This window comes from Kaistia adipata DSM 17808 (assembly GCF_000423225.1).
Classification (GTDB): domain Bacteria; phylum Pseudomonadota; class Alphaproteobacteria; order Rhizobiales; family Kaistiaceae; genus Kaistia; species Kaistia adipata.
The window spans coordinates 387570-399311 of the sequence record NZ_AUHO01000007.1 but is presented as its reverse complement, the minus strand read 5'-3'; the positions used below and the strand labels follow the sequence as shown (position 1 = coordinate 399311).

The 11742-nt window shown below is 66.5% G+C and carries 11 protein-coding genes; 5 read left to right on the top strand and 6 right to left on the bottom strand.

Going from position 1 to position 11742, the window contains the following annotated elements:
* Positions 1–79: 79 nt before the first annotated feature.
* Complete coding sequence (locus G539_RS0106835; protein WP_029074528.1) at positions 80–1348, bottom strand: ABC transporter substrate-binding protein; 1269 nt, start codon at positions 1346–1348, stop codon at positions 80–82.
* 385 nt (positions 1349–1733) lie between these two features.
* Here G539_RS0106835 and G539_RS0106830 point away from each other — a divergent pair, with 385 nt between their 5' ends.
* The 5 genes from G539_RS0106830 to G539_RS0106810 all read left to right on the top strand — a co-directional run bounded on the left by G539_RS0106830 (position 1734) and on the right by G539_RS0106810 (position 5344).
* Entirely contained in the window at positions 1734–2759 is a 1026-nt protein-coding gene (locus tag G539_RS0106830) for a substrate-binding domain-containing protein (RefSeq protein ID WP_029074527.1), read from the top strand.
* A gap of 143 nt (positions 2760–2902) precedes the next feature.
* Positions 2903–3835: a 2-dehydro-3-deoxygalactonokinase gene (locus G539_RS0106825; RefSeq protein ID WP_029074526.1), complete on the top strand. Its 933-nt coding sequence runs from the start codon at positions 2903–2905 to the stop codon at positions 3833–3835.
* A gap of 23 nt (positions 3836–3858) precedes the next feature.
* Positions 3859–4497, top strand: a complete 639-nt coding sequence (locus G539_RS0106820) for a 2-dehydro-3-deoxy-6-phosphogalactonate aldolase (protein WP_029074525.1) — start codon at positions 3859–3861, stop codon at positions 4495–4497.
* A gap of 86 nt (positions 4498–4583) precedes the next feature.
* The gene (locus G539_RS0106815; protein WP_029074524.1) at positions 4584–4991 is read left to right on the top strand and encodes a hypothetical protein; all 408 of its coding nucleotides are present in this window, start codon (positions 4584–4586) and stop codon (positions 4989–4991) included.
* Positions 4992–5140: 149 nt separating this feature from the next.
* Positions 5141–5344, top strand: coding sequence for a hypothetical protein (locus tag G539_RS0106810; protein WP_029074523.1), 204 nt, complete (start codon positions 5141–5143; stop codon positions 5342–5344).
* On the opposite strand, the gene urtE is transcribed toward G539_RS0106810, so the two are convergent.
* The 5 genes from urtE to urtA form a co-directional block, all read right to left on the bottom strand.
* On the bottom strand, positions 5334–6029 hold the full coding sequence (gene urtE, locus G539_RS0106805) for an urea ABC transporter ATP-binding subunit UrtE (RefSeq protein ID WP_029074522.1): 696 nt from the start codon (positions 6027–6029) through the stop codon (positions 5334–5336). The genes G539_RS0106810 and urtE overlap by 11 nt on opposite strands.
* Before the next feature lie 169 nt (positions 6030–6198).
* Positions 6199–6975 carry an urea ABC transporter ATP-binding protein UrtD gene (gene urtD / locus G539_RS0106800; RefSeq protein ID WP_051231160.1) on the bottom strand — a complete coding sequence of 259 codons (777 nt, stop codon included), beginning with the start codon at positions 6973–6975 and terminating at the stop codon, positions 6199–6201.
* A gap of 5 nt (positions 6976–6980) precedes the next feature.
* Positions 6981–8135 carry an urea ABC transporter permease subunit UrtC gene (urtC, locus tag G539_RS0106795; protein WP_029074520.1) on the bottom strand — a complete coding sequence of 385 codons (1155 nt, stop codon included), beginning with the start codon at positions 8133–8135 and terminating at the stop codon, positions 6981–6983.
* Between the two features lie 100 nt (positions 8136–8235).
* A complete protein-coding gene (gene urtB / locus G539_RS0106790) occupies positions 8236–9849 on the bottom strand; it encodes an urea ABC transporter permease subunit UrtB (RefSeq protein ID WP_035830700.1) in 1614 nt (537 codons plus the stop codon).
* Between the two features lie 126 nt (positions 9850–9975).
* Positions 9976–11229: an urea ABC transporter substrate-binding protein gene (gene urtA, locus G539_RS0106785; RefSeq protein WP_245576842.1), complete on the bottom strand. Its 1254-nt coding sequence runs from the start codon at positions 11227–11229 to the stop codon at positions 9976–9978.
* Positions 11230–11742 lie beyond the last annotated feature (513 nt).

Here is an 11742-nt window from a genome sequence, read left to right as displayed (position 1 = left end):
GGCGGCTCCGAAGGGAGCCGTCACGCCGAGGCGAAAGGGCCGGCCGGGTCAACGATGACCCGGCCGGCCCGTTCATAGCTTACCAGTTGGCGCCCTTGAGCTTGTCCAGCTTGGCCTCGAGCATTTCGAGGTTGTCGGCAGCCGAACCGTTGCCGCTCAGCGTGTCGTGCGTCGCGGTCCAGAAGTTGGACGAGACCTCGTTGTACTTGACCTTGGCCGGAGCCGACGGACGCGGCACGGCGGCCTGGAAGACTTCCTTCCAGCGCGGGATGATCGACTGCTCCTTGGCGATGTCGGCATCGTCATAGAGAGCCTGCACCGTCGGCAGGTTGGAGGCCTTGAGCGCCTTGAACTTCTGCATCTCGGGCGAAGCGAGGAACTTCACCAGCGCGACCGCCTCGTCCGGGCTCTTCGAGTACTTCGAGACGGCAAGGTTCCAGCCGCCGAGCGTCGCCGCCGAGGTGGCGCCCTCGCCCGAGCCGGCCGGCAGCGGCACAACGTCGAACTTGTCCTTCACGGCCGAGTCGGCACCGTTGCCGAGGCCGTAGGCATACGGCCAGTTGCGCATGAACACGGCGTTGCCGGTCTGCCAGACGCCGCGCGCCTCTTCTTCCTGATAGGCGAGCACGCCCGGCGGCGAGATGGTGTTGACCCAGCCCTTGGCGCGTTCGATCGCCTCGGCCGCCTTCGGGTTGTTGATCGAGATCGAGCCGTCGGCCTCGATGATCTGGCCGCCGCCGTTCGACTTGACCCACTCCAGCGCGTTGCAGGTCAGGCCCTCATAGGAGTTGCCCTGCCAGACATAGCCCCAGATGTCCTTGTTGCCGGCCTCACGCTCCTTGTCCTGGACCTCCTTCGCGGTCGCCGCGAGCTCGTCCCAGGTCTTCGGCGGCTGCTTGCCGTACTTCTCGAGCAGGTCCTTGCGGTAGTAGAGCGCCGGCGCGTCGGTGAAGAGCGGCATCGCGACGAGCTTGCCGTTCACGGTCTGCGATTCGACGATCGACGGGAAATGCTGGCCGATCACGTCCTTCGTCGCCTCGGTCAGGTCGAGCAGCTGGTCGGAGAGCTGCGGCGCCCAGATGACGTCGGTCTGGTAGACGTCGATGTCCGAGTTGCCGGCGGCGAGCCAGAGCTTGTACTGGCCGAACTGGTCGCTCGTCGAGGACGGCATCGGCACGATGGTGACCTTGTTGCCGGTCGCCTTCTCGAAGGCGTCGAGCTGCTCGCGGAGCACGGCGAGGCCGTTGCCCGTATCGCCCGAGACGATCGAAAGATTGGCGGCATTCGCGGCGCCGCCCATGAAGACGAGCCCGGCCCCGAAGGCCAAGAGCGCGGAACGCAGATTCATTGCTGGAACCTCCCTGAGACACTGTCCACGACGGAAGGCCCGCGGCCCGACGCAGCACGCCGAACCCTGGTCCCTCCGCTTTCACCAAGCGCCGGCGCGATCTTCAAATCGCCGCACCTCCTCAAAGCGCTTTGAGCCCCAATCAAACCGGCAAGCCGCCCGCCTGTCAACCCCGCGACTACGGGCGCCGCTGTGCGCCGCAACAAACCGGATATCGAAAATCATATGATAAATCAGGGTACTTGCTTGACCCTGCGCGAGGATTCCGCGAAAGCAGACCCTACCGCATCGCAACAGAATCGCCGCCGGCGCCGCGCCGACCGGCGAGATGCTTGCGCGACCGGTTGAAAGCGCTTTGAATACGCCGCGGGAGGACCTGCGTTTCATGAGGCTGAAGGAACTGGCGTCGCATCTCGGTCTGTCGCAAACGACGGTAAGCCGGGCGCTGAACGGATACCCGGAAGTGAACGCCGAGACGCGTCAGCGCGTGCTCGATGCCGCGCGCCGCTACGACTACCGCCCCAATGCCAGCGCCAGGCGCCTGGCCACCGGCCGCGCCGGCGCCATCGGCATCGTCCTGCCGACCGACCGCAACATGCTGCTCGATCCGCACTATGTCGAGTTCCAGGCGGGCCTCGGCGAGCGGCTGATGAAGGACGAGATCGACATCGTGCTGTCGCCGTCGCGTTCGGGCGACGAGATGGCCACCTATCGCCGCATGGCGGTCAGCTCGCGCGTCGACGCGGTCATCCTGTCGAGCCCGGCCGTCGACGATCCGCGCGTCGCCCTGCTGACGGAACTCGGTCTGCCCTTCGTCGTGCACGGACGGACCGGCAGCCCGCTCGACTACGCCTGGCTCGACATCGACAATGAAGGCGCCTTCCGCCATGCCGCCAAGCACCTGCTCGATCTCGGCCACCGGCGCATCGGCCTGATCAATGGCGAAACGCGCCACAATTTCGCGCTCGACCGCGATCGCGGCTTCCGCGCCGCGCTGGCCGCGCATGGCGTCGAAGTCGACGAGCGCCTGGTCGCCGAGGGCGTCATGTCCGACGAGACGGGCTATCGGATCACCGCCCGCTTCCTGGCCGAGCGGCCGCGCCCGACCGCCCTCCTCGTCTCCTCGATGATGATGTCGCTCGGCGCGCTGCGCGCCATCCGCGCCGCCGGGCTCGAGCTCGGCCGCGACATATCGATGATCGCGCATGACGACGTCATCCCCTTCCTCAACCCCGACGCCATGGTGCCCACGCTATCGACGACGCGCTCGTCGATCCGGGCGGCGGGAACGCGCGTGGCGGAACTGCTGATGGAACTCGTCGCCGGCGACCGCGCCCCGGCGAGCATCCACGAGCTCTGGCCGGTCGATCTCGTCATCCGCGCCTCGACGGGCCCCGCGCCGCGGAACTGAGCCCGCGCCCCATCGCCCTCTCCCCGTGTCGTCCGCCCGGTGCAGGACCGTTTTGTCGCGCCGCCGCGCGCCTTGACAGCGCCGCCCGATCATCGAACAACCATTCCATATCCACCGTCGCTAGAACCAACGGATCGAGAAGAATGCCCGCCGCCTTCGCCAACGCCGCCCTGATCGCCGTCGACTGGGGTACCACGCGCTGCCGCGCCATGCTGCTCGACATGGACGGCGCCATCCTCGCCGAGGCGGACAGCGCGGACGGCATCGGCGCGCTCGGCGGCGTCGGCCACGAAGAGGCGTTCAACACGCTCGTCGCCGCCTGGCCGAAGGTGCCGGCGATCATGGCCGGCATGGTCGGCAGCCGGCAGGGCTGGCACGAGGCGGCCTATGTCAGCGTTCCGACCTCTCCGGACCGCCTCGCCGACGGGCTGCTCAAGTTCCAGACCGCCGACCATCGGCCGATGGCGATCGTGCCCGGCCTGGTGCTGCGCTCGGAAGCGCGCGACGGCGACGTCATTCGCGGCGAGGAGACCCAGTTGGTCGGCCTGATGGAGGAGGAGCCCGACTTCAACGGCATCGCCATCCTCCCCGGCACGCATTCCAAATGGGCCGCGATCGAGAACGGCACGATCACGACGTTCCAGACCTTCCTGACCGGCGAGGTGTTCGAGCTCCTGGCACGCAAGTCGCTGCTGCGGCACTCGGTGGCCGAGGATTCCGACGATATCGCCGGCTCGGCCGACTTCGCGCTCGCGGTTCGCCGCAGCGTGCTGGAGGGCCTGCCCTTCCTCGCCGCGATCTTCTCGGTCCGGGTCCGGCAGTTGCTGGACGGCGTCTCGGGCGATGACAACCTCGCCTACCTCTCCGGCCTGGTCATCGGCGGCGAGATCGCGGCGGCCCGCCAGGTCGGCCTGCTCGATTCCGACCGGCCGATCCGCATCATCGGCTCGCGCACGCTGGCGCGCTCCTATCACGCCGCCTTCGGCGTCGCCGGCCACGCCGCCGAGACCCGCGACGGCGGCGCGCTGGTCCGCCGCGGCCTCGTCCGCATCGCCCGCGCCAACGGCCTCATCTGAAATCCCGCCAAGAAACGATTGTCATGACCCATCCCCTCTTCGGCAACCACGTTCCCATCATCGCCATCCTGCGCGGCATCAAGCCGGAGGAGGCCGATGCGGCCTTCGACGCGCTGGTCGCGGCCGGCATCACGCTGATCGAAGTACCGCTCAATTCGCCCGATCCGCTCGTCTCGATCGAGCGGATGGTGAAGCGCGCCGCCGGCCGCGCCAAGGTCGGCGCCGGTACCGTGCTGACCGAGGAACAGGTCCAGGCGGTCAAGGACATCGGCGGCGAACTCATTGTGTCCCCGAACGCCGACCCTGCCGTCATCCGCAAAACGAAGGCGCTCGGCATGGTCTCCTATCCCGGCGTATTCACGCCGACGGAGGCCTTCGCGGCGCTCGCCGCGGGCGCCGACGCGCTCAAGTTCTTCCCGGCCGAACTGATCGGCACCGCCGGCATCAAGGCGATGAAGGCGGTTCTGCCGAAGCATGTCCCGGTGCTCGCCGTCGGCGGCGCCAACGAGGGCAACTTCGCCGACTTCATCAAGGTCGGTTGCGCCGGATTCGGCATCGGCTCGAACATCTACAAGCCCGGCATGACGGCCGCCGAAATCGGCGAGCGCGCCGCCAAGCTGGTGGCCGCCTTCGCCGTCGCACAGGCGGCTGCTGCTGCGTAGTCTCACGTCAGTCCAACTCGAAAAAATATTTGTTTTCAAAAACTTGATTCGAATCTGTACCGCCCGGCAACGATAGCCGGGCGGTTTTGCTTCAAATCCCGGCACAGTACGGCGATCTCGCTGTTTTCGGCCACCGACATGACGATCCACGAGATCTCGAACGTCACCTACGGCATCTTCGCCAACGCCCAGTTCATATCGACGACGACTGGCAGAAATACGCCCCCAATCCGACGACCGGCCTGACCCCCGAGAACGTCTCGGTCAGCAATACGCGGCGCGAGGCGGTCCAGTTCGTCGGCATCCAGGATGCGTCGATCCGCAACCTGACGATCGACGACTCCATGGCCGAGCGGACGATGGACCTGATGGTCATCATGTCGTCGAGCGACATCACCATGGACGGCACAACGCTGGACCAGTCCGGCAGCGCAGGCTTCGCCGTCGCGGGCACGATCATCACGCCCGGCGTTTTGTCTGCCGACTGCCGTTGAATTTCCTCGGCAAACCAACACGTAGGGTTCACAGGCGCGACGGCCCGCCGGCCTCAAGCGAATGTGAACCCCGCTTGTGACCGGCGTCATAAAACCCACGCAAAAACCTGTTTAGTATGAGGCTAGAAGCGAGATCAGGAGAAACCGTCATGGACGTTTCCACCGCCTGCTTCCCACGGGAGGCGTCACTCAACGAACTGCTGCACGAGCCCATCATCGCGATGCTCATGGCGAGTGACGGCGTGCATTCAGACGATATCCGCGCGCTCTATCGCAAGCTGGAGCGCAAGGCCGATCCGCGGACCACGCGGGCCCGCGATCTTGAGGCGATGGAGCGTTGCTTCATACGGTGAGGTGGGCGCGGACTTGTTCCGAGCCCATTTCGGATTGCGTGCCCGAAACGACGATCTCGCCGCGATCCATCACAGCGAAACGATCGGCCAGTTCATGCGCGAAATCGAAATATTGCTCGACCAGGAGGATCGCCATGGTCCCCTGTGCGCGCAACCATTCGATCGCGCGGCCTATGTCCTTGATGATCGACGGCTGGATGCCCTCCGTCGGCTCATCGAGGACGAGAAGGCGCGGCCGCGTCACCAGCGCGCGCCCGATCGCCAATTGCTGCTGCTGACCGCCTGACAGGTCGCCGCCGCGCCGGCGCAGCATGTCCTTCAGCACCGGAAACAGATCGAAGACATAGTCGGGAACGTGGCGTTCACGCCGCGGCAGCGGCGCATAGCCTGTCTCGAGGTTTTCCTTCACCGAGAGCAACGGGAACACCTCGCGCCCCTGCGGCACATAGGCGATGCCAGCCTTGGCCCGCTCGTGCGGTGCCATGCGGCCGAGCGGCTTGCCCTCCCACAGGATCTCGCCGCCCGAGATCGGCTTTTGCCCGACGACCGCCCGCAACAGGCTCGTCTTGCCGACGCCGTTCCGCCCCATCAGGCAGGTCACCTGGCCGATTTCGGCGGTCAGCGAGACATGGCGCAACGCCTGCGCGGCGCCATAGTGAAGATCGACGTTCCTGACTTCCAGCATGATCAGCCCTTCCCGGCTTCCGGCTCTTCCGACGCTTCCGCCCATCTCGCCAGAGCGAGGCTCCAGGCGGCGGCGCGCCGTGATTTTTTCGGCTCATCCTGCGAAGCCCGCTGCAACGGTTCCGGCTGCAGATCAGCGGGGCGTTGGCCGGTGGACTTCCGCGCCATCGCTACCGCCCCAAATAGACTTCGATGACCTTGGGGTCGGCGGAGGCCGCGTCGAGGGAGCCCTCCGAAAGGACGGAGCCCTCATGCAGCACGGTCACCTTGACCCCGAGGTCGCGCACGAAGGTCATGTCGTGCTCGACGACGACGACCGACTTTGTCCTGGCGATCTCCTGGAGCAGGATCGCCGTCTCGGCCGTCTCGGCATCGGTCATGCCCGCCGCCGGCTCGTCGACGAGCAGCAGCTTCGGCTCCTGCGCCAGGAGCATGCCAATCTCCAGCCACTGCTTCTGGCCATGCGAGAGATTGGCGGCGAGCCAGTCGCGCTTGTCGGTCAGGCGGATCGTATCGAGGATTTCCTCCACCCGCGCGATCTCGGCCTGCGAGGTGCGGTGGAACAGGGTGGCGAAGGGCTTGCGGTCGCCGGCCAGCGCCAGGTCGATATTGTCCCACACCGTGTGGCTCTCGAACACGGTCGGCTTCTGGAACTTGCGACCGATGCCGAGCGAGGCGATCGCCGCCTCGTCGAGCCGGGTCAGGTCGGTGTCGCCGGCGAAATAGACGTCGCCCGAATCCGGCTTGGTCTTGCCGGTGATGACGTCCATCATCGTCGTCTTGCCGGCGCCGTTCGGGCCGATGATCGCCCGCATCTCGCCAGGCTCGATCACCAGCGACAGGCCCCGCAGCGCCTTGAAGCCGTCGAAGGAAACGCTGACGCCGTCGAGATAGAGCAGCGAATCCTTGGCCTTGGCATGGGCGACGGGTTCGATCGTGCTGGTCATTCGCCTTACTCCGCTGCCTGGCCGACGGCGCCGGGCGCCACGACGTCCTCGATCGGCTTCTCGGCCGGCTTCTTCCGGTCGCGCGCCAGGAACGTGCCGACGACGCCCTTGGGCAGGAACAGGGTGACGAGCACGAACAGGCCGCCGAGCACGAACAGCCAGTATTCGGCGAGCATGCCGCTGGTGAACCAGGTCTTGCCGAAACTGACGAGCAGCGCGCCGACGATCGGGCCGATCAGCGTGCCGCGGCCGCCGACCGCCACCCAGATCACAGCCTCGATCGAATTGGCGGGTGCGAACTCGCCGGGATTGATGATGCCGATCTGCGGCACGTAGAGCGCGCCGGCGACGCCGGCCATCATGGCCGAGAGCGTCCAGACGAGGAGCTTGTAGCCCTCGACCCGGTAGCCGATGAAGCGGGTCCGGCTCTCGGCGTCGCGGACGGCGACCAGCACCTTGCCGAACTTCGAGGCGATCACGGCGCGGCAGATCCAGAACCCGGCGGCGAGCGCCAGCGCCGAGGCGAAGAACAGCGCGCCGCGCGTCGTATCCGCCTGGATGTCGAAGCCCAGTATCTCCTTGAAGTCCGTTAACCCGTTGTTACCCCCGAAGCCCATGTCGTTGCGGAAGAAGGCGAGCAGCAGCGCATAGGTCATCGCCTGGGTGATGATCGAGAGATAGACGCCGGTGACGCGGCTCCTGAACGCGAACCAGCCGAAGACGAAGGCGAGGATGCCCGGCACCAGGAGCACCAGGATCGCGGCGAACCAGAAATGGTCGAAGCCGGTCCAGAACCAGGGCAGCTCCTTCCAGTTCAGGAACACCATGAAATCCGGCAGCAGCGGATTGCCATAGGTGCCGCGATCGCCGATCTGGCGCATCAGGTACATGCCCATGGCATAGCCGCCGAGCGCGAAGAAGGCGGCGTGGCCGAGCGAGAGGATGCCGCAGAAGCCCCAGACGAGATCGACCGCGAGTGCCAGCAGCGCATAGGTCAGGTACTTGCCGAGCAGCGTCAGCACATAGGTCGGCACGTGGAACGGGCTCGACGGATCCGTCGCCAGGTTGAGCACCGGCAAGAGGATGCCAACGCCGAGGATGGCGATCAGCACGATCGCGGTGCGGCGGTCGAGTGCGCGCAGGAGGAAGTTTGTCACCATGTCGGGAGCCCTTTCTTGCCTTCTCCCCGAGGGAGAGGTCGGCTCGCGGAGCCGGATGAGGGTTTGGCGGCTGCCGCAGCCGCGGCGATCATCCGGGCAATCATGCCTCCACCGCCCGGCCCTTCAGCGCGAACAGGCCGCGCGGGCGCTTCTGGATGAACAGGATGATGAAGACGAGGACCAGGATCTTGCCGAGAACCGCGCCGGCATAGGGCTCGAGGAACTTGTTGGCGATGCCGAGCGTGAAGGCGCCGACCAGCGTGCCCCAGAGATTGCCGACGCCGCCGAACACGACGACCATGAATGAGTCGATGATGTAGCCCTGGCCGAGATTGGGACTGACATTGTCGATCTGGCTGAGCGCCACGCCGGCGATGCCGGCAATGCCCGAGCCGAGGCCGAAGGTGAGCGCGTCGACCCAGGGCGTGCGGATGCCCATCGAGGACGCCATCGGCCGGTTCTGCGTCACGGCGCGGGTCTGCAGGCCGAAGGGCGTGCGCTTCAGCACCAGCATCAGCGTCGCGAAGACGACCAGCGCGAAGACGACGATCCACATGCGGTTGTAGGTGATGGTCAGGTTGCCGAGCTCGAAGGCGCCCGACATCCAGGACGGATTGCCGACCTCGCGGTTGTTCGGACCGAACCAGGTGCGCACCGCCTGCTGCAGGATCAGCGACACGCCCCAGGTGGCGAGCAGCGTCTCGAGCGGGCGCCCGTAGAGATAGCGGATCACCATGCGCTCGATCAGCACGCCGACCAGGCCGGCGACGAGGAAGGCGAGCGGCAGCGAGATGGCGAGCGACCAGTCGAACAGCCAGGGCATGTTGTTGCGGATCAGTTCCTGCACGACGAAGGTCGTGTAGGCGCCGATCATGACCATCTCGCCATGCGCCATGTTGATGACGCCCATCACGCCGAAGGTGATGGCGAGGCCGATTGCCGCCAGAAGCAGCACCGAGCCGAGCGAGATGCCGTAGAGGATGTTCTGCGCGCCGTCCCAGAGCTTGAGCGTGCCTTGGATCGAGGTGATCGCGGTCTGCGCCGCCGCCTTGACCGCGCCGTCCGGCGCCGAGGCCTCGATCGCGGTCAGTTGCGCCAGCACGTCGCGGCCGCCTTTCGCCTGCAGCGCGGCGATCGCCGCGACCTTCTCAGCGTCGGGAGCGTCCGACTTCAGCACGGCCGCGGCGCGCGCCATCTGCAGCGTCGTCGCGATGCCCGCGTCGGTCTCCTTTGATATCGCCTGGTCGATCAGCGGGATCTGCGCGGGGTCGCTGTTCCTAAACACATCCGCCGCCGCGGCGCGGCGCTTGGCCGGATCGGCGCTCATCAGCGTCAGCGAGCCAAGCGCTGATGTCACCGCCTCGCGCACCGCGTTGTTGACCCTGATCTTCTCGACGTCGCGCGAACCGGCTGTGCCGGCGTCGGCGCCGGTGAGCGGATCCTTGAGGGCGAAGCCGCCATCCGCCTTGGTCGCGGCGAAGACGGCGCGATCGGATTTCCGCACATAGAGATCGCCGGCGCCGAGCGCCTGCAGCACGGGCGCCACGGCCGGATCGCCGGTCGCCGCCAGCGCGCCGATAGCCTCGCGCAGCGCCGCATAGCCGTTCTTGCCGAGCCCGTCGACCAGCGGCTTCAGATCATCCGCGCGGGCCGGCATGGCGGCGACGAGGACGAGAGCCAGGATGGCGAGAAGGGCCTTGAAGCGTTGGATCATGTCGACCACGGATTTGTCCTCGGGCGCGGAGCCCTGCTGGGTCGTGGGATGCGTCGGGCAGTCCCTTCGGAATGATGCGGGAGGCGGACGCGCCGCCTCCCGTCTTCTCGGGTCTTGTGGCGGGGGTCAGGAACCCTTGCCGCCGCACTTGCCGGTCGCGACATTGAAGTTGCCGCAGGACATCGGGGCGCGCCAATCGGCGATCAGGTCCTTCGAGTCCGGCAGGTAGTCGGACCATTCGTCGCCCACCACCAGGCCGGGGGTCTGCCACACCACGTCGAGCTGGCCGTCTTCCTGGATTTCGCCGATATAGACGGGCTTGGTGATGTGGTGGTTCGGCATGATGGTGGAGAAGCCGCCGGTCAGGTTCGGCACGGAGACACCGATCAGGCCGTCGATCACCGCGTCCGGCTCGGTGGTGCCGGCCTTCTCGACCGCCTTCACCCAGGCGTTGAAGCCGATGACGGTCGCTTCCATCGGGTCGTTGGTGGTGCGCTTCTCGTTGCCGATGAAGGCGCGCCACTTCTTGATGAACTCCTCGTTCTCCGGCGTGTCGACGGACTGGAAGTAGTTCCAGGCGGCGAGATGGCCGACGAGCGGCTTGGTGTCGATGCCGGCCAGCTCTTCCTCGCCGACCGAGAAGGCCACGACCGGGATGTCGGTCGCCTTGATGCCCTGGTTGCCGAGCTCCTTGTAGAACGGCACGTTGGCGTCGCCGTTGACGGTCGAGACGACGGCGGTCTTCTTGCCGGCGGAGCCGAACTTCTTGATCGCCGCGACTTCGGTCTGCCAGTCGGAGAAGCCGAACGGCGTGTAGTTGACCATGATGTCCTCGGCGGCGACGCCCTTCGACTTCAGGTACGCCTCGAGGATCTTGTTGGTGGTGCGCGGATAGACGTAGTCGGTGCCTTCGAGCACCCAGCGCTTCACGGCGCCGCCTTCCTCGCTCATCAGATAGTCGACGGCCGGGATCGCCTGCTGGTTCGGCGCGGCGCCGGTGTAGAAGACGTTCCGCTCGCTCTCCTCGCCCTCATACTGGACGGGGTAGAACAGGATCGAGTTCAGCTCCTTGAACACCGGCAGTACCGACTTGCGGGAGACCGAGGTCCAGCAGCCGAAAACGACCGAGACGTTGTTCTGGCTGATCAGCTCGCGCGCCTTCTCGGCGAAGAGCGGCCAGTTCGAGGCCGGGTCGACGACGACCGCCTCGAGCTTCTTGCCCAGCACGCCGCCCTTCTTGTTCTGCTCGTCGATCAGGAAGAGGACGGTGTCCTTGAGCGTGGTTTCGGAGATCGCCATCGTGCCCGACAGCGAATGGAGGACGCCGACCTTGATCGTCTCCTCCGCGGCGACGGCGCCGGTCACGCCGGCGCCGATCATGGCTGCCGTCGCAAGCGCGCCGATGGTCCGGCTCACATAGTTCAGCATCGGTTGCTAGTCCCCCTGTTCGGCCCTTTGTCCGGCGGGGCGCGCCGGATCGGGCGGTTTCTGTGCGAACATCGTGGAACGGGATCGGCGGGATTTCCGGAGTGGGCCGATCGCGTTCTTGGGGGCAAGTCTCGGCAGTTTCGGCAGTGCAGCATATACGTCGATTGACGTAGATCGGACGGGGTCGGGCTGGGCGGATGGTCCTCTTCCGGAAGGGCGGAGGCGTACCGTCATCCTCGCGAAGGCGAGGATCCATGCAGCCGAAGCCTCGAACGGTTCGCGCCACGAACCCCGGCGGCGAGGCGCGGATCGATGGATCCCGGCTCGGAGGCCGGGATGACTGCGGAGGGCTTGGCCGGCGTCGCGGCCTAACGGCAAACGCCTGCCGTCGGCCTCTCTCCATGGGAGAGGTGAAGAAGCCGCTTCCCGCCTGCGGAACTCCGTCATCCTCGCGAAGGCGAGGAT

Excerpts from the sequence above, each read along its gene's own strand:
- G539_RS0106835 (WP_029074528.1), bottom strand. The coding sequence starts at position 1,348 with ATGAATCTGCGTTCCGCGCTCTTGGCCTTCGGGGCCGGGCTCGTCTTC.
- G539_RS0106830 (WP_029074527.1), top strand. The coding sequence starts at position 1,734 with ATGAGGCTGAAGGAACTGGCGTCGCATCTCGGTCTGTCGCAAACGACG.
- G539_RS0106825 (WP_029074526.1), top strand. The coding sequence starts at position 2,903 with ATGCCCGCCGCCTTCGCCAACGCCGCCCTGATCGCCGTCGACTGGGGT.
- G539_RS0106820 (WP_029074525.1), top strand. The coding sequence starts at position 3,859 with ATGACCCATCCCCTCTTCGGCAACCACGTTCCCATCATCGCCATCCTG.
- G539_RS0106810 (WP_029074523.1), top strand. The coding sequence starts at position 5,141 with ATGGACGTTTCCACCGCCTGCTTCCCACGGGAGGCGTCACTCAACGAA.
- urtE (WP_029074522.1), bottom strand. The coding sequence starts at position 6,029 with ATGCTGGAAGTCAGGAACGTCGATCTTCACTATGGCGCCGCGCAGGCG.
- urtD (WP_051231160.1), bottom strand. The coding sequence starts at position 6,975 with ATGACCAGCACGATCGAACCCGTCGCCCATGCCAAGGCCAAGGATTCG.
- urtC (WP_029074520.1), bottom strand. The coding sequence starts at position 8,135 with ATGGTGACAAACTTCCTCCTGCGCGCACTCGACCGCCGCACCGCGATC.
- urtB (WP_035830700.1), bottom strand. The coding sequence starts at position 9,849 with ATGATCCAACGCTTCAAGGCCCTTCTCGCCATCCTGGCTCTCGTCCTC.
- urtA (WP_245576842.1), bottom strand. The coding sequence starts at position 11,229 with ATGATCGGCGCCGGCGTGACCGGCGCCGTCGCCGCGGAGGAGACGATC.